This window comes from Bacillus sp. BB081, assembly GCF_008368895.1.
Lineage (GTDB): Bacteria > Bacillota > Bacilli > Bacillales > Bacillaceae_G > Bacillus_A > Bacillus_A wiedmannii.
In genome coordinates, this window is record NZ_QOZX01000024.1 from 97,978 (window position 1) to 113,774 (window position 15,797).

19 protein-coding genes and 1 riboswitch are annotated in these 15,797 nt (G+C 36.1%); of the genes, 9 read left to right on the forward strand and 10 right to left on the reverse strand.

Annotated features, from left to right (window positions below; all coding sequences use genetic code 11):
- The first annotated feature begins 63 nt into the window (after positions 1 to 63).
- Together DN394_RS13450 and DN394_RS13455 are read left to right on the forward strand one after the other, a co-directional pair.
- Entirely contained in the window at positions 64 to 1,320 is a 1,257-nt protein-coding gene (locus DN394_RS13450) for an ATP-binding protein (RefSeq protein ID WP_048565809.1), read from the forward strand.
- On the forward strand, positions 1,317 to 2,537 hold the full coding sequence (locus tag DN394_RS13455; protein WP_001030578.1) for an ATP-binding protein: 1,221 nt from the start codon (positions 1,317 to 1,319) through the stop codon (positions 2,535 to 2,537). Before DN394_RS13450 ends, DN394_RS13455 begins: the two co-directional genes overlap by 4 nt.
- A 77-nt stretch (positions 2,538 to 2,614) precedes the next feature.
- On the opposite strand, the gene DN394_RS13460 is transcribed toward DN394_RS13455, so the two are convergent.
- Positions 2,615 to 3,640 (reverse strand): collagen-like domain-containing protein, encoded by a 1,026-nt coding sequence (locus DN394_RS13460; protein ID WP_179953648.1) that lies wholly within the window; start codon positions 3,638 to 3,640, stop codon positions 2,615 to 2,617.
- A gap of 215 nt (positions 3,641 to 3,855) precedes the next feature.
- Positions 3,856 to 4,020, reverse strand: a complete 165-nt coding sequence (locus tag DN394_RS28970) for a hypothetical protein (protein WP_046958665.1) — start codon at positions 4,018 to 4,020, stop codon at positions 3,856 to 3,858.
- Between the two features lie 123 nt (positions 4,021 to 4,143).
- Between DN394_RS28970 and DN394_RS13465 the strand changes: the two genes are divergently transcribed.
- Together DN394_RS13465 and DN394_RS13470 are read left to right on the forward strand one after the other, a co-directional pair.
- On the forward strand, positions 4,144 to 4,467 hold the full coding sequence (locus DN394_RS13465; RefSeq protein WP_046958666.1) for an iron-sulfur cluster biosynthesis family protein: 324 nt from the start codon (positions 4,144 to 4,146) through the stop codon (positions 4,465 to 4,467).
- A 238-nt stretch (positions 4,468 to 4,705) separates the two neighbouring features.
- Positions 4,706 to 5,611, forward strand: coding sequence for a DMT family transporter (locus DN394_RS13470; protein ID WP_098092410.1), 906 nt, complete (start codon positions 4,706 to 4,708; stop codon positions 5,609 to 5,611).
- 28 nt (positions 5,612 to 5,639) lie between these two features.
- Here the strand turns inward: DN394_RS13470 and DN394_RS13475 are convergent, their stop codons facing one another.
- The gene (locus DN394_RS13475; RefSeq protein ID WP_000639043.1) at positions 5,640 to 5,861 is read right to left on the reverse strand and encodes a hypothetical protein; all 222 of its coding nucleotides are present in this window, start codon (positions 5,859 to 5,861) and stop codon (positions 5,640 to 5,642) included.
- A gap of 282 nt (positions 5,862 to 6,143) precedes the next feature.
- On the opposite strand from DN394_RS13475, the gene DN394_RS13480 reads away from it, so the two are divergent.
- Positions 6,144 to 6,527, forward strand: coding sequence for an ATP synthase subunit I (locus tag DN394_RS13480; RefSeq protein WP_000624934.1), 384 nt, complete (start codon positions 6,144 to 6,146; stop codon positions 6,525 to 6,527).
- A gap of 115 nt (positions 6,528 to 6,642) precedes the next feature.
- Here the strand turns inward: DN394_RS13480 and DN394_RS13485 are convergent, their stop codons facing one another.
- On the reverse strand, positions 6,643 to 6,840 hold the full coding sequence (locus DN394_RS13485; RefSeq protein WP_000788114.1) for a hypothetical protein: 198 nt from the start codon (positions 6,838 to 6,840) through the stop codon (positions 6,643 to 6,645).
- 273 nt (positions 6,841 to 7,113) lie between these two features.
- Positions 7,114 to 8,700 (reverse strand): phosphoenolpyruvate carboxykinase (ATP), encoded by a 1,587-nt coding sequence (gene pckA / locus DN394_RS13490; RefSeq protein WP_088080086.1) that lies wholly within the window; start codon positions 8,698 to 8,700, stop codon positions 7,114 to 7,116.
- Positions 8,701 to 8,928: 228 nt separating this feature from the next.
- Positions 8,929 to 9,050, forward strand: a riboswitch (SAM riboswitch).
- 169 nt (positions 9,051 to 9,219) lie between these two features.
- On the opposite strand from pckA, the gene metK reads away from it, so the two are divergent.
- Positions 9,220 to 10,419, forward strand: coding sequence for a methionine adenosyltransferase (metK, locus tag DN394_RS13495; protein ID WP_000163113.1), 1,200 nt, complete (start codon positions 9,220 to 9,222; stop codon positions 10,417 to 10,419).
- 41 nt (positions 10,420 to 10,460) lie between these two features.
- Here the strand turns inward: metK and DN394_RS13500 are convergent, their stop codons facing one another.
- Together DN394_RS13500 and DN394_RS13505 are read right to left on the reverse strand one after the other, a co-directional pair.
- A complete protein-coding gene (locus DN394_RS13500; RefSeq protein WP_000486782.1) occupies positions 10,461 to 10,640 on the reverse strand; it encodes a hypothetical protein in 180 nt (59 codons plus the stop codon).
- Positions 10,641 to 10,646: 6 nt separating this feature from the next.
- Positions 10,647 to 10,826, reverse strand: a complete 180-nt coding sequence (locus DN394_RS13505) for a hypothetical protein (protein ID WP_000424811.1) — start codon at positions 10,824 to 10,826, stop codon at positions 10,647 to 10,649.
- 330 nt (positions 10,827 to 11,156) lie between these two features.
- Here DN394_RS13505 and DN394_RS13515 point away from each other — a divergent pair, with 330 nt between their 5' ends.
- Both DN394_RS13515 and DN394_RS13520 read left to right on the forward strand, forming a co-directional pair.
- Complete coding sequence (locus DN394_RS13515) at positions 11,157 to 11,666, forward strand: MogA/MoaB family molybdenum cofactor biosynthesis protein (protein WP_000117133.1); 510 nt, start codon at positions 11,157 to 11,159, stop codon at positions 11,664 to 11,666.
- A complete protein-coding gene (locus DN394_RS13520; protein ID WP_046958670.1) occupies positions 11,663 to 12,265 on the forward strand; it encodes a molybdenum cofactor guanylyltransferase in 603 nt (200 codons plus the stop codon). Before DN394_RS13515 ends, DN394_RS13520 begins: the two co-directional genes overlap by 4 nt.
- Positions 12,266 to 12,543: 278 nt before the next feature.
- On the opposite strand, the gene DN394_RS13525 is transcribed toward DN394_RS13520, so the two are convergent.
- The 3 genes from DN394_RS13525 to DN394_RS13535 all read right to left on the reverse strand — a co-directional run bounded on the left by DN394_RS13525 (position 12,544) and on the right by DN394_RS13535 (position 14,888).
- Positions 12,544 to 13,686, reverse strand: a complete 1,143-nt coding sequence (locus tag DN394_RS13525; protein ID WP_097994809.1) for a glycosyltransferase family 4 protein — start codon at positions 13,684 to 13,686, stop codon at positions 12,544 to 12,546.
- Between the two features lie 12 nt (positions 13,687 to 13,698).
- Entirely contained in the window at positions 13,699 to 14,232 is a 534-nt protein-coding gene (locus DN394_RS13530; protein ID WP_000868583.1) for a phosphatase PAP2 family protein, read from the reverse strand.
- A gap of 143 nt (positions 14,233 to 14,375) precedes the next feature.
- On the reverse strand, positions 14,376 to 14,888 hold the full coding sequence (locus tag DN394_RS13535) for a gamma carbonic anhydrase (RefSeq protein WP_149293875.1): 513 nt from the start codon (positions 14,886 to 14,888) through the stop codon (positions 14,376 to 14,378).
- 74 nt (positions 14,889 to 14,962) lie between these two features.
- Between DN394_RS13535 and DN394_RS13540 the strand changes: the two genes are divergently transcribed.
- The gene (locus DN394_RS13540) at positions 14,963 to 15,766 is read left to right on the forward strand and encodes an alpha/beta hydrolase (protein WP_097906679.1); all 804 of its coding nucleotides are present in this window, start codon (positions 14,963 to 14,965) and stop codon (positions 15,764 to 15,766) included.
- Positions 15,767 to 15,797: the final 31 nt, after the last annotated feature.

The window sequence follows — 15,797 nt, forward strand, 5'->3', positions numbered from 1 at the left end:
TATGAAAATCATTTATTATAATAAATGGTATTCTTCGAGATATTATTTTGAAGGGGTGTTGAAGTGAAAGGAAGTTTTCTATCATATAAAGAAGAAGAAAGGAATGCAAAAATTTTTTTATGGGTGCTATATGTCATTGTTGTTTCATACCAAATTTTCTATGCAATCGTATTAGAAAATAAATCATTAACGGATAGGGGACATAGCATACTATGGCAAGTTATTTGCGGAACTGCAATACTCAGTGTGAATGTATATTTAATAAAAAAAGAGAAAGCGAACCTTGTTAAATATGCATGTGTATTTGCATACATAGGAATAGAAATCGTTAATATACTTTCGTATATGCTTTATAATGAGGCGGCATTTGATGGAGTAAATATAATAGAAATTATTTTCATCTTCTTTGTACCTATATTTTTAAATAAAAAATATTTTGTGTTTGTACTTTCGACAATTGTAGGGAAATATGTTATTTATTTATTCGTATTAAAGGAAGTAAAAGGATTTATGTTCCTCATTATGTATACACTCGTATTAATAGCGGCATACATCATTTTAAATCGATTTATACAATACCTTTCAGCGGTAAAGGAAAGTATTAAGATTGCTAGTGAATCACAAAAATTAGCAGTAATCGGAAAAATGGCAGCGACAGTGGGACATGAAATTAAAAATCCACTTGCTTCATTAAAAGGGTTTACGCAATTACAACGAGAGAAGCATGGGGAGGATCCTATTTACGAACAGATGATTTTTGAAATAGAAAATATGAATAATATGATAAGTGAATTGATGGAAGTTGCTACATGTAAACTCCCTATTTATAAGAAATATAATATAGGTGAAATTGCATTACAAGCAGTAAAAATTGTTCGCGAAAAAATGAATGAATCTAGCGTCCAGTTTATTTCTAATGTGGAAGAAAAGACGATAGAAGTTGAATGTGATGAGCGGAAAATAAGAGGAGTCTTTCTATATGTCATAAAAAATGCTCTGGAGGCAATGGAGCAAGGTGGCACATTAGAGTTACGGTTAGAAAACAAAGGACAAGATTATGTAATGCTAAGTGTAATTGATAATGGTTACGGTATTAAGAAAGAAAATTTAGCTCGTGTTACAGAAGCCTTTTATACAACGAAACAAGATAAAATTGGCCTGGGACTTACGGTAGCGAATCGGCTTGTTACCGAGCAGCATCTTGGTGAATTACATATTTCAAGTGAAAGAGATATTGGAACTAGAATAGACATCATTCTCCCAAAAAAGCGTGGAAATAGTGAAATCCAAGAAGGAGAAAAGCTAGGAGTTACGATATGAATAAAGACGATATATTTAAACATGAAGAAATGAAGGCATTGAAAATATTTTTAAGTTTATTTTTCATTATATTTTTTGTGTACGATCTTGCCTACGAATTTATTGTACCTTTAATAGGGGGCGGGCAAGAAGGAGTAGGAAAATTTGAAGATGGTTTAGGTTTATGGCTGTATTTTCTGATGGTGATTTTGTTTTGTATTGGAGTATACTTCATGAAATGGAAGAATCTATTTGCAGTGAAATATATTATTCTAATTGGATATAACCTATTAGATTTTATCCATAATTTTATGATTTACTATGGTAGTGATGCTGAGTTTGATGGTGGGAATATAGTAGAAGGATTTTTTATTTTATTTGCCCCACTCTTTGTAAACAAAAGATATTTTTTGTTAGTTCCGAGCATACTTGTTGGAAAATATGCTCTTATAGGAATCTTTATTCACTCGTCACTCGTTTTAATCCCGATGGCATTATATAGCGTATTTACTATCATATGTTGGATTATGTTTTTAAGGTTTCAATCTTACGTTCGTACGCTTGAGATGATGGATAAAGAAATACAACAAACAGAAAAGCTAGCAACTGTTGGGAAAATGGCTACAGTTATTGGTTACAAAATTAGAAGACCTCTAGCTAATTTAGATAAATTTGTTAATAAGCAAGCAAATAAATATCCTGAGGATAAAATATATAGTGATATTATGAAACAAGAAGTAGAGCGAATTCATACAATCGCTACAGAACTTAGTGGATTTGAGAAATCTAAATCACTAGAATCAGAAGTTCATAATATAGAAGAAATTATCGCTTATGTTATTCGAGTTATGGGAAAGCCTGCTTTAAAGCAAGGAGTGCACATACAAGGTATTTATAGTAAAGACATACCATCGATTACATGCGATGAAAAACGATTAAAGCAAGTATTTTTTAATTTAATTAAAAATGCGATTGAAGCAATGTCAGTTGGCGGAACGATTACGATTAAAGTGACTGTAGAAGATGCAATCATTGTTCAAGTTAAGGATGAAGGTTGCGGTATTCCAAAAGACAAAATTCCGAAGCTAAATGAAGCTTTTTACACAACAAAAGAAACGGGAACAGGTTTAGGTTTAGTAGTTACAGAAAAAATTATTAAAGACCACAACGGTAAAATGAGTTTTGAAAGTGAAGTTGGGATTGGAACGACTGTGAAGGTTATATTGCCGATATCATGAAAAACTATTTTTAAAAGGGAGATTACTTATTTGAGAGTGATCTCCTTTTTGTTAAATAAACGACTTTTAAGAGGGAACTATATATCAGTGATTAGAAAAATAGAATATACAGCACTGGCAGTAATTCCAGGGTTAATATAAAGGGATATAGCATCTCCTCTCGAAACTGAGTTTCCAGTTGTAATGCTAGTCCAAGTTACAGTAGCGGGACCTACTGCTGGATTAGGATTAAACACTTGAATTTGTCCTGCTCCAGTATCCGTCGGTTTAATGGAAAATATTATAGTTCCGGTGATTTTGTCAGTAATAGTTAAGGTAATAGTAGATAGGATGTAACTAGAAGTGGGGGCAGTGAGGTTTGTCGGGACATTCCTGCAAATATCAATCGTATAAACAGCAGCAGGTAAGTTATTTACATTTATAGACGCAGCAAACCCAACTATGCTACCGGTCCCAGCAGTGACATATGGAATAACGTTGGAGTCAATGCCAGGAGAACCTGCTATACGTTGAAAACCAGCATTTGTTCCTTGAAAAACAATACTTTTTGCTGATGCACTACCTGCAGTTCCAGTAGGCCCGGTAATGCCCCGGTAATGCCAGTAGGCCCGGTAATGCCAGTAGGCCCGGTAATGCCAGTAGGCCCGGTAATGCCAGTAGGCCCGGTAATGCCAGTAGAACCAGTAATGCCAGTAACCCCGAAATCCAGTAATGCCAGTAGGCCCGGTAATGCCAGTAGGTCCAGTACTACCAGTAGGTCCACTTTCTACTAATACGATATAATCTGGAGATACATTCGGAAATCCTTGAGGTGCATCTTTTTTTACAACATAGCCGCTGCTCGTATAAGTGACAACTTGTCCTTTTTTATAGGTGGGAGCGGCTGCTAGACTAAAGGCGGTAGTACTTTGGAAACCAGCTCCGGAAGGCCCAACAGAGCCAGTAGGTCCAGTACTACCAGTGGGTCCGGTGTTCCCGGAAGGTCCAGTGATGCCGGCAGAGCCAGTGTTTCCAGTAGGTCCGGTGCTACCAGTGGGCCCGGTGTTTCCGTTAGAACTACTATTGCGTCTGCCGTCGCAACTAACACAATTACGTGGGTACATGTATGTTCTCCTTTCTATATTTTGAAAAACTAGTTTTAAAAATAGAACCACTATATACATATTATGAATTCTATATTTTTGTGTGTTCAATCGTATTGTGTATAGATTTTAAAATAGAGAGGAGAGTTGAATCGTTATAGAGCCAACGTTTCTCTTATGGGCCGAAAGTAACACCTAAGTCAAAATTAAGCTGCAAATAAATCTTAAAGTGATTCTTATTCTTTCATAGCAAGGTAGGAAGCAGATAGGAAACAAATAAATCCTACAATCCAACCAATAGAAGGAGAATAAGGAAGTATATGTTGTAATACCATTCCGCTAGAAATAAAAAAGCTACCGAGTAGGCCTAAGAAGATGGGGTATCGCAGTAATTTGAACATGAGTGATACAACCTCCTTTATTACATATATTGTATATTAGTCGTAATTTTCTGTATATATTTTTAAAGAAAAATGGTGGTACAATATATGAAGGATACGAGAAGAGAGGATGAAGTTTAGAATATGTACGTTACTGTAACAGAAGCAGCATATAAAAAAATTATGGATACGATTCCAAATGAGGCGAAATATATAAAGTTATTTTACGATAATGAAGGTTGCGGTTGTGTAATGAGCGGAATTATCGATTTAGTAGCTGTAGCAGAAAAAGATGAGCGCGATGTGGATATCGAATCAAGCCGGTTTAGCTTTATCGCAGATCGCACAAAGCTTGTATTTATGGATGATAAATTAACAGTTGATTGGCATGAAGGTGGAGGGACTTTTCAGCTGAAGAGCCCGAGCCAATTTTATAATCCAAATATGAAGTTACACGTTCGAGTGTAGTAAAGAAAAGGTGGTTCCAAAACGTATTTTGGAACCACCTTTTTTATTGTATAAGTCGCTATTATTGTCGTTTTTTGTTGGTAAGTCGATATATTTAAAAAATCGCCGATATATTCAGAAAATCGCTGATATAATTTCATGTATCAAAACGTTCATACAATACAAAGATTTTTTTCACATAATGAAATGTACATGTGATTGAATTTTCTGTATAATTTTATTTGCGGAGGGGATACGCATGAGAAAATGGGGGATGGAGTTATTAATTTTAAGTGTCGTTATTATTTGGGGGATTAATTTTACGATTGCGAAATATGGACTTTTAGAATTTACAGCAATTGAGTTTACTGCACTTCGGATGATATCGGCGGCACCGCTTATGTTACTCCTTACATTTTTTATTGAAAATTCGGTTTATATGGAACGAAAGGATATACCTAGATTAATCATCGTTAGTGTTGTAGGTATTGTACTGTATCAAACGTTATTTATGGAAACTGTCCAATATACATCCGCTACAAATGCCTCTTTACTCATTTCTATTTCACCTATTTTTACAACTGTATTTGCTATTTTTTTGAAACAAGAAAAGTTTTCTTCTCGAAAGCTCATCGGTTCTATAATTGCCTTTGGTGGTGCTGCATTAGTTTTAGTAGCAGGGCATTCGCTTGCTAGTTCTTTTTATGGTAACGGAATTGGACTTATTACATCAATATGCTGGGGGCTTTATCCTGTTTTAGCAGGTCCATTAATTAAAAAATATTCAGCACTACGTGTTACCGCATGGTCAGCATTAGTTGGCGCGATTCCGCTTTTATTGTTAAGTGGACCACATGTATTTATAATGCCATTTCACATTACACATGGAATGACACTATTCGCTTTACTATATTCCATTTTCTTTGTAACAGTATTTGGTTTAGTGATGTGGTATGTTGGTATTCAAAAAATTGGCGCATCACATACGATGGTATATATGTATATAACGCCACTTGTAGCTGTTTTATTTGCAGCTGTATGGGCAAATGAATATGTATCATTTCAACAAATAATCGGTGGAATTATTATTTTCTTCGGTCTATGGTTTGTGAAATCGGAGAAAGTAAAAATTCATTCTACTGCGAGGGAACCTATATCAAAATAGGAAAACAGATCATCTATGATCTGCTTTCCTATTTTTTTATTTTTGGTAAGAAGACGAGAAATAAGATAGCAGTAATAAGTGGAATTAAGTTTAAAAATGGAATACGGAAGAGTGTGATAAGAATAATACCTGGAAGAAGAACACCGAGGACAGCGTAGAAAATACTATGATTTTTCGTGTACCAATACAATGAAAGTCCAATAAGTGCAGGAATAATGAGGTGAATGAGAGCCATTAAAAAATAAATCATTAGACGCCCCCTTTATTTGTGTACTTATTACATCATATCCGTATGTTCAGAAATTGATATCACTTTTTTCATAAATGGACGAAAAATGTTTGGAAAAACGTCACAAATTATGAGAATATGATGTTTGAAATCTTGTATAATATTATTTCCTGAAAACATTCAAACAACATAAACATACTGTTTATGTTGTTTTTTATTTGAGTGAAATGGATGTCAGTAGTATAAACTTGAAAGAAGTTTTTTGTTGGATAGATAAAAATTACTGAAGAGGAGAACAGCAGCATGATTAGTATGTCATTAAGATCGTTTAAAATTCAATCGTATTATTTACTAGGTTTTCTTTTACTAGGCTGGATGTTAACACCGTTTTCAGCTCATTTTCTAGGTGCTGGAATTGGACTTATCGTAAGTATGTATTGTGTTTGGCTTTTAGGGAGACGAATTGAGAAGCTTGGAGATAGTATCGTAAAGAAAACGAAAGCACCGACGCTCGGTATGTTTAATCGTTTTGCAGCTGCCATTTTGGGCGCTGTTATTATGTACGAAATTGAGCACCACATGGTTATGTGGGCATTTGCAGTAGGGATTCTGGGTGGTTATTTCTTAATCGTTGTGAATTTAGGCTACTATAGTATGAAAGATGAGGAAGAATTAACAAAGAGCTAAAAAGATAAAAAGCCTCTTTTTAGATGGAATAGAGGGACCGGCGAGGGGTAGTTACAATAGGAAGCATAATTTTGCATAAAATACAGGTTTCTGCTTCCTATAAGCTAACATGAAATCACGTATTAGTATGACTCTTATGTTTTTTAAAAAAGGTGGATATAATACAACAAATTATTCCAGTAATTAGAATAATATATTTTATCGTTTCACTTGTATGCTCAAATAAATTAACATTAAGCATCACAAGTCCCCAAAACATTTGGATCGCTCCGTAACTGAATAAAATTTTTCCTGTACGAGAAAAATTTTTCATAGGCCTCATCCTTTCCTGCATATGTAAATTGTATCATAAAAAAATAATAATGAATGATTATAAAGTGAATTTTCTGTAATTTTACGAACTAAGTCACAGATGAAGAGAGAAGATATAGAAAGAAGCTTACGTTAAAAACGTAAGCTTCTTTTTTATGTAAGTGTGTATAACCGTTAAGCCGCATTGGGTTTTGTCGGTGAGTACGCGGAACTTTACGGTTACACGACACTTATTCATATGAGTAAAAGGGGTATTCCAACAGAAATTTTGTACTTAAGCGATTGGACCGCCTAAGTTAATAATATCTTCAGAAACGCTGTCGAACTTTTTGAAGTTCTCTTTGAATTCGCTTGCAAGTTCGATTGCTTTCTCTTTATAAGCAGCTTTATCAGCCCAAGTTTGTTCAGGCATTAACACTTCGTCAGGTACACCTGGTACGTGAAGTGGAACTTCAAGACCGAAGATGTCATGTTTAGCTGTTTCAGTTTTCGCAAGTTCGCCGCTTAATGCTGCTTGAATCATTGCACGAGTGTAACCTAAGTTCATACGTTTACCAACGCCGTATTCGCCACCAGTCCAGCCAGTGTTTACTAAGAATACTTTCGCATCGTGTTTCTCGATTTTTTCACCAAGCATTTCAGCATAGCGAGATGCATCAAGTGGTAAGAATGGTGAACCGAAGCAAGTTGAGAATGTTGCTTGCGGAGATGTAACGCCGCGCTCTGTTCCTGCTAGTTTACTAGTGTAACCACTTAAGAAATGATACATAGCTTGTTCTTTTGATAACTTACTGATTGGAGGCAATACGCCAGATGCATCAGCAGTTAAGAAAATGATTGTATTTGGGTGTCCAGCAACACTTGGCAGTACGATATTGTCGATCGCATGCATAGGGTATGCAGCACGAGTATTTTCTGTTAAAGTAGTATCGTTATAGTCTGCGATACGCGTTTGGTTATTAATGATAACGTTTTCTAAAACAGATCCAAATTTGATTGCATCGAAAATTTGTGGTTCTTTCTCGTGAGAAAGGTTTACACATTTTGCGTAGCAACCGCCTTCAATATTGAATACACCGTTATCAGACCAACCATGCTCATCATCACCGATTAATTTACGGTGTGGATCAGCAGATAATGTTGTCTTACCTGTTCCAGATAAACCGAAGAATAGTGCTACGTCGCCTTCTTCACCTACGTTTGCAGAGCAATGCATAGAAAGAATATCTTGTTCAGGTAGTAAGAAGTTCATAATAGAGAAGATTGATTTTTTCATTTCTCCAGCGTATTCTGTACCACCAATTAGTACGATACGTTTTTCGAATGAAACCATAATGAATGCTTCAGAGTTTGTACCGTCAACAGCTGGATCAGCTTTGAAATTCGGTGCAGAAACAATTGTGAACTCTGATTCATGAGTTGTTAATTCTTCTTCAGTTGGACGAATGAATAATTGATGTACAAATAAATTGTGCCATGCATATTCGTTAATAACTTGAATTGGTAGGCGGTAATTGCGGTCAGCACCTGCAAATCCATTGAAGACGAATAACTCTTCTTTTTCTTTTAAGTATTCTAAAACTTTAGTATATAATTTATTAAAATGTTCTTCAGAGATCGGCTGATTCACTGCTCCCCAAGCAATTTTGTCAGCAACCGATGCTTCTTTCACAATAAATTTATCTTTAGGAGAACGTCCTGTATATTTTCCTGTTGAAGCAGAAACGGCACCAGTAGAAGTTAATTTCCCTTCATTTCGCATTAATACTTTTTCCACTAATTGCGGAACACTTAGTTGAATCTGTGCATTGCTTCCGTTCAATAATTCGTGTAAACCAATTTGGACATTCACAGTACTCATATTTATATACCATCCTTTTCATTTAATGAAATATTTCTCGTAATCCCCAACAAGAGTATAACACAATTATATAAATAATGTATACTATTTATTTCTTTTTGTTTGTGTGAATGTATTATTTCCTTATTAATATTTCATTCCAGGCGTATTGAGAAAAACTTTCAGGAAAATGTGAATATTAATTGACAAATGAATATCATTTCTTTAGTATAGGTTGGGACGGATACTCTCTTATCCCGAGCTGGCGGAGGGACAGGCCCGATGAAGCCCAGCAACCTCACTTGTAGTGGTAAATACAGGTGAATAGGTGCTAAAACCTGTGCGAGGCTAACGGTCTCGAACGATAAGAGCAAAGGGCAAAAAGCAGTATGCAAGTAGCAAATTAAACCTTTCCTCTATGTAAAGTAGGAAAGGTTTTTCTGTATGCTTGTGTGGGAGAATAAATGTATGTCGCAGTTTGTGGCAAATTAAGGATGAGTTCCGTACAATATATACAATTACTGTAGGGAGGTTTACCACATGACAAAAAAACGTCATCTGTTCACATCTGAGTCTGTAACTGAAGGACATCCAGATAAAATTTGTGACCAAATTTCTGATTCAATTTTAGATGCGATCTTATCAAAGGACGCAAATGCACGTGTAGCTTGTGAAACAACTGTAACAACTGGTTTAGTATTGGTAGCGGGGGAAATTACGACTTCTACTTACGTAGATATTCCAAAAATCGTTCGTGAAACAATTCAAGGCATTGGTTACACACGCGCAAAATACGGATTCGATGCAGAAACTTGTGCAGTTTTAACATCTATCGATGAGCAATCTGCTGACATCGCTATGGGTGTTGACCAAGCGCTAGAAGCACGCGAAGGTCTAATGACTGACGCTGAGATTGAGGCAATTGGTGCGGGAGACCAAGGTTTAATGTTTGGCTTCGCATGTAATGAAACACAAGAATTAATGCCACTTCCAATCTCGCTTGCTCACAAATTAGCTCGCCGTTTAACTGAAGTACGTAAAGATGACACATTATCATACTTACGTCCGGATGGAAAAACGCAAGTTACAGTTGAGTATGATGAAAATGGTAAACCTGTACGTGTAGATACAATCGTAATTTCTACACAGCATCATCCAGATGTTACATGGGAAGAAATCGATCGCGATTTAAAAGAGCATGTAATTAAAGCTGTAGTTCCAGCAGAATTAATGGATGGAGAAACGAAATTCTTCATTAACCCAACTGGCCGCTTCGTAATTGGTGGACCACAAGGTGATGCTGGTTTAACAGGACGTAAAATCATCGTTGATACTTACGGTGGATACGCTCGCCACGGTGGCGGTGCATTCTCTGGTAAAGATGCAACGAAAGTTGACCGTTCTGCAGCATATGCAGCTCGTTATGTTGCGAAAAACATCGTAGCAGCTGGTCTTGCTGACAAAGCAGAAGTACAACTTGCATACGCAATTGGTGTAGCACAACCAGTATCAATTTCAGTTGATACATTCGGGACTGGTAAAGTATCTGAAGACGTACTAGTAGAACTAGTTCGTAACAACTTCGATCTTCGCCCAGCTGGTATTATTAAAATGCTAGACTTACGTCGCCCAATTTACAAACAAACAGCAGCTTACGGCCACTTCGGACGTACTGATGTAGACCTAACATGGGAACGTACAGACAAAGCTGCAGCTTTAAAAGAGCAAGCTGGTCTATAATATATGAAAAAAAGCTTTGCGCGGTGAGCGCAAAGCTTTTTTTATTTTGTTTTACTTCTAATTTGAATGCATGAGCTACAATACACTTCGCCGTCTAGCTCAATATACTTTTTCATATTAGTCATACCACTTGCTGGAAAGGGCATATGAATCCATGCTTTTTCATACGTTTGTATTTCTTTTTCACATGATTTACAAAGGATTGGTTTCTTCTGGAACATATGTAATCACCCTTTCATTTGACGTGCTTTACCCGCGCAAAAGGCACTGCTGAGTAAAAATAGTGTTGCGAATATAATACTTACTAATGTAGCGTATGGGATTGCGCTTTTTAAGGAAAAGCCGACAGTGATTGAAGCGACAAATAAGAGGATAAATGTTGTTGTTAATTTTTTATAAAGTTCCATAATATGTAGACCTCCTTATTTAGAGATAGAACGTTTAAAAATAAAATCTATTATATAGGCAAGTGTGAGAGGAATTAATGTGCTAGTCAAATAGTAACGAATACCACCATCAGGAAAAAGTACATGCAAATTTAAAAAGTTAATATCGAATTCGTAAGCGATACATTGAAAAAGGGATAATATAATTAGGAATGGTATAATGGGTACGTATCGTTTTATATTTTGAATCATGTAAAGATCCTTTATATGGATAAATATACTTATATTGTATCATGTTAAATTCTTTGCTTCATACATAATTTTACAAGAAAATGAAAGGAAAGATAAAAAATGAGCGTAACTGAACATAAAAAACAAGCGCCAAAAGAAGTGCGCTGCAAAATCGTGACGATTTCCGATACACGTACGGAAGAGACAGATAAGAGTGGACAACTATTACATGAATTGTTAAAAGAGGCAGGGCATACAGTGACCTCTTATGAAATTGTAAAAGATGATAAAGAAAGTATTCAGCAAGCAGTGTTAGCTGGTTATCATAGAGAAGATGTTGATGTTGTGTTAACAAATGGCGGAACTGGTATTACGAAGCGTGATGTGACGATTGAAGCAGTATCAGCGTTATTAGATAAAGAAATTGTCGGGTTTGGTGAGTTGTTCCGCATGATTAGTTATTTAGAAGATATCGGAAGCAGCGCAATGTTAAGTAGAGCGATCGGTGGTACAATTGGGCGCAAAGTTGTCTTTTCAATGCCAGGATCTAGTGGAGCAGTTCGCCTTGCGATGAATAAGCTAATTTTACCAGAATTAGGTCATATTACATTTGAGCTGCATCGCCAATGAGTAAATGGGCTGGAATTGTATTAGCGGGCGGTATGTCGAGTAGATTCGGTGAGCCGAAAGCGTTAGCGAGCTGGCAAGGGAGTACGTTTATTGAGCATATTTTGAAAGTGATGACAAGGACGCTCCAAGAGGTTGTAGTCATTAGTCATTCTGATATAAAAGAGCGAGTAGAGCAACTCGTACAAGTTCCTGTTATAGAAGATATTCCGCACTATAAAGGAAACGGACCACTTGCTGGGATTGTAGCAGGAATGGAATATATAGAAGCAGATTGGTACGCTATTATGCCATGTGATGCGCCAAATGTTTCGTATGAATGGTTTACCATTTTATTAGAACAAACGAGTGATGAATATGATGCAGTTGTACCTATTATTAATGGAAGAAAACAACCATTACTTGCAGCATATCATAACCGTGTGAAAGAAAAGATTTATGCTTTGCTACAGGATGAAAAAAGAAGTATGGGCCAATTTTTATCACAATGTAATGTGAAATATGTTGCTGGAGAAGATGTACAAGCGAATGCGGATTGGTTTATGAATGTGAATACGAAAGAAGAATATGTGCAGGCTCAAAAAGACCTTTCAAATGAATGAAAGGTTTTTTGATATACAGAAATTGGGGAACAATTACTGTATAAAGGTATGTGAGTAAGTTGATTTTAAGGGGAATTCTTAAAATCACTATACAGTTAAAATAGCGTACAACCATATATTAATTTTTATGGGTTTTTATTACAAGTCTGTTTGTTTATGTTTGTTTTTGTTATAATGAATATAGAAATAATATGATATTTCACCTTGTGTATCATTCATTTAAGTAAACTTTACAACTGTGTAATAAACTCCCTTCGTTTTGAAGGGAGTTTTTCTATTTAAGCAAGCAACTCTGATGCGTTATGCTGAAGGACTTCTTCATATTGGTTAAGTAAGCCACGAAAGATCTCATCCCAGCTTTTTGATTTCGCATAAGATGAAGCTGCTATTCCCATCTGCTCAAGTTTTTCTTCATTTTGCAATAAAGAATGGATGGATGATAGAAATGCATCCGCATGTTTTGGTGGGCAAAGAAATCCCGTTTTTCCATCTGTAATAATATTTTTAACCCCGCCACTATTTGCACCAATGACAGGTGTACCACATGCAAGTGATTCCAGTACGACATTTCCGAACGTTTCAGTAGCGGATGGAAATACCATGATGTTAGAACAAGCATATGCTTCAGCTAAATCCTTACCTTGTAAATATCCAGTAAAAGTGATATTTGTTTTCGGAACAGCTTCACGTAAATTTGTTGCTAGAGGACCGTCTCCTGCAATGAGCCAATGAATGTCGTTTCGAGTATGCGCTGTTTTAGCGATAATATTTTGCAACGTATCAATATCTTTTTCAGGGGCAATCCGTCCAACATAGGAAAGGACATACTTTGCTGTAATATTATATTTTTTTCGGAATAGGTCTGTATTGTAAGATGGATGAAAGAGTGTGCAATCTACACCCCGTCCCCATATGGAGAGGGCCTGAAAGCCTTTATTTTTTAGTTGGTGTAACGTTTCAAAAGAAGGAACGAAATTTTTTTGCATGTGACTATGAAACCATTTTAAATAGTTCCAAAGCATATTAGAGAGAAATTCAATTTTGTAATAGCGTAAATAAGCATCGAAATCAGTATGATAAGAACCGACAACTGGGATGTTTAACTTTTTTGCATAATACAATCCACAAAGTCCCATATTGAAAGGTGTGGCAATGTGAATAATGTCAGGTTTAAAGGAAAGAAGTTCTCGTTTAATGCGCGGAGTAGGAAAAGAAAAGCGGCATTCTGGATATAATATTGTTAACGGGATACTTCTCATCTTGTTCACATTAGCTATGAAATTATCTTCAGCTGTATGCTGAGGGGCGAAAACAGAATAGGCGATCTGTTCTTTCTGAAAGTAACGTGTTAATCGCTCTAACGTTTTCGCAACCCCGTTAACTTGTGGCGTAAAAGTATCGGTAAAAATGGCGACTCTCATCATATCACTCCTTTATGTGAAAAGTGGGATGAATTGATAAAAAGAGATGATGCCAGAGCAAGTGCCGAGGCACATACCGACGAATACATCAGACGGATAGTGAAGCCCTAAATAAATGCGAGAAATACCAACGCATAATGCTAACGGTAATAGAAAAGCAAATATGCTTGGATTATAGCAAATAAATGGAATAAGGACAGAGAAAACGGCTGTTGTATGACCAGACGGGAAAGAGTGGTCTTTTAATGGATGGACTGGATATTTCGCATCCTGAATTGTTAAATAAGGGCGTTTTCGCGGATACCATCTTTTTAATATTTGCACAGGAATATGGCTAATTGCTAAAGAAATAGCAGTTGCGATTGCAGCTTGATGCAAAGTCCCTTTTGCAAAAATTAAAAAGAAAAGTGTGAGTGCGATTGAGAAAGTAGCACCACCGATATGAGTAATATTGCTGAAAAAGATATTTAATGTTTTTTGATCAAAGTATCGGTTAATTCCTTTGAAAATGTAACATTCTATTTTATACAGTCCACTGACCTTCATGAAAATTCTCCTCCCTCGTTTACATATATATGGAGATATTAGCTTTTATTTTAATAAGATTTTATTGAGGGAGTAATAATGTTTTGTAAAGAAAAAGTTAGTTTTTATATAAAAAGCTGCCACTTTAATGGCAGCTGGAAAAGTTACTTCTGTAATGATTTATAATACTGACCTTTTTCAACATATTGTGTGCGAATTCGCTCCATGTCTTTACGGTCTTCTTCTGTTAATTCACGAACGACTTTAGCTGGTCGACCGAACGCTAACGTGTTTGGCGGGATTTTCTTTCCTTGTGAAACGAGGCTTCCAGCACCGATAAAGGCTCCTTCGCCAATTTCAGCACCATCTAATATAATAGATCCCATTCCAATTAAAGCATCTTTTTTAATATGACAGCTATGTAAAATAACTTGATGCCCAATGGTCACGTCGTCTTCTAAAATAAGAGGGTACTGTGGGCTTTGGTGGAGTGTACATTGGTCTTGTACATTTACTCGATCTCCAATGATTGTTGATGAAACATCACCGCGTATGACTGTATTAAACCAAATACTTGATTCTTCACCAATGGAAACGTCGCCTGTAATCGTAACATAATCAGCGACAAAAGCACTACTCGCAATTTTCGGATTTTTTTCTTTGTAAGGATATATCATGTAAAGTCTTCCTTTCCTAGAGACTAGTTTCAGTGTATCAAATTATGAGAAAGAGTGAAATGGAGGAGGTCCGTATGTGGAATTATGAAGCAGAGGAAGCGAAAGCTGTCGTTGTTATCGTGCACGGCGCAATGGAATATCACGGACGTTATGAAGCCGTTGCGGAAATGTGGAATCATATCGGCTACCACGTCGTAATGGGGGACCTTCCGTCACATGGAACGACTTCGAGAAATAGAGGACATATTGATTCATTTGATGAATACATAGAGGAAGTTAAATTGTGGGTGAAAGAGGCAAGAAAGTATAGGTTACCTATTTTTATATTTGGTCATAGTATGGGTGGTCTTATTGTCATTCGTATGATGCAAGAAACGAAGAGAGAAGATGTAGACGGCATTATTTTAAGTTCGCCATGTTTAGGCTTAGTAGCTGGACCTTCAGCACCGCTTCAAGTTGCCTCAAAAATATTAAATGTTGTTGCACCAAAATTGCAATTTGCAACGAATCTTACAGTGGAAATGTCCACTCGTAATCATGAAGTTCGGGACGCAATGGAGAATGATTCATTGTTCTTGCGCAAAGTATCAGTACGTTGGTATAGTGAATTGATTAAGTCTATCGAAATTGCTCATAAAAAAATAGATGATTTTCCAGATGTTCCGCTATTGCTAATGCAGGCGTGTGAGGATAAACTTGTAGATAAAATACGTGTCCGCATGTGGTTTGATAATGTTAAAATGAGTGATAAGGCTTTTAAAGAATGGCCGAATTGTTATCACGAGTTATTAAATGAGTATGAGCGTGATGAAATTTTGAATTATATTCAGTCATTTACTGAAATACGCATCAATAACATAATAGAAACAAATAAGTAAATTATTTGTACATTGAATAGAGGAGATGAAG

Coding starts and splice junctions, on each gene's coding strand:
- DN394_RS13470 (WP_098092410.1), top strand. CDS start 4,706: ATGAGAAAATGGGGGATGGAGTTATTAATTTTAAGTGTCGTTATTATT.
- metK (WP_000163113.1), top strand. CDS start 9,220: ATGACAAAAAAACGTCATCTGTTCACATCTGAGTCTGTAACTGAAGGA.
- DN394_RS13505 (WP_000424811.1), bottom strand. CDS start 10,826: ATGGAACTTTATAAAAAATTAACAACAACATTTATCCTCTTATTTGTC.
- DN394_RS13525 (WP_097994809.1), bottom strand. CDS start 13,686: ATGAGAGTCGCCATTTTTACCGATACTTTTACGCCACAAGTTAACGGG.
- DN394_RS13535 (WP_149293875.1), bottom strand. CDS start 14,888: ATGATATATCCTTACAAAGAAAAAAATCCGAAAATTGCGAGTAGTGCT.
- DN394_RS13515 (WP_000117133.1), top strand. CDS start 11,157: ATGAGCGTAACTGAACATAAAAAACAAGCGCCAAAAGAAGTGCGCTGC.
- DN394_RS28970 (WP_046958665.1), bottom strand. CDS start 4,020: ATGTTCAAATTACTGCGATACCCCATCTTCTTAGGCCTACTCGGTAGC.
- DN394_RS13540 (WP_097906679.1), top strand. CDS start 14,963: ATGTGGAATTATGAAGCAGAGGAAGCGAAAGCTGTCGTTGTTATCGTG.
- DN394_RS13480 (WP_000624934.1), top strand. CDS start 6,144: ATGATTAGTATGTCATTAAGATCGTTTAAAATTCAATCGTATTATTTA.
- DN394_RS13455 (WP_001030578.1), top strand. CDS start 1,317: ATGAATAAAGACGATATATTTAAACATGAAGAAATGAAGGCATTGAAA.
- DN394_RS13465 (WP_046958666.1), top strand. CDS start 4,144: ATGTACGTTACTGTAACAGAAGCAGCATATAAAAAAATTATGGATACG.
- pckA (WP_088080086.1), bottom strand. CDS start 8,700: ATGAGTACTGTGAATGTCCAAATTGGTTTACACGAATTATTGAACGGA.
- DN394_RS13485 (WP_000788114.1), bottom strand. CDS start 6,840: ATGAAAAATTTTTCTCGTACAGGAAAAATTTTATTCAGTTACGGAGCG.
- DN394_RS13500 (WP_000486782.1), bottom strand. CDS start 10,640: ATGTTCCAGAAGAAACCAATCCTTTGTAAATCATGTGAAAAAGAAATA.
- DN394_RS13460 (WP_179953648.1), bottom strand. CDS start 3,640: ATGTACCCACGTAATTGTGTTAGTTGCGACGGCAGACGCAATAGTAGT.
- DN394_RS13530 (WP_000868583.1), bottom strand. CDS start 14,232: ATGAAGGTCAGTGGACTGTATAAAATAGAATGTTACATTTTCAAAGGA.
- DN394_RS13475 (WP_000639043.1), bottom strand. CDS start 5,861: ATGATTTATTTTTTAATGGCTCTCATTCACCTCATTATTCCTGCACTT.
- DN394_RS13520 (WP_046958670.1), top strand. CDS start 11,663: ATGAGTAAATGGGCTGGAATTGTATTAGCGGGCGGTATGTCGAGTAGA.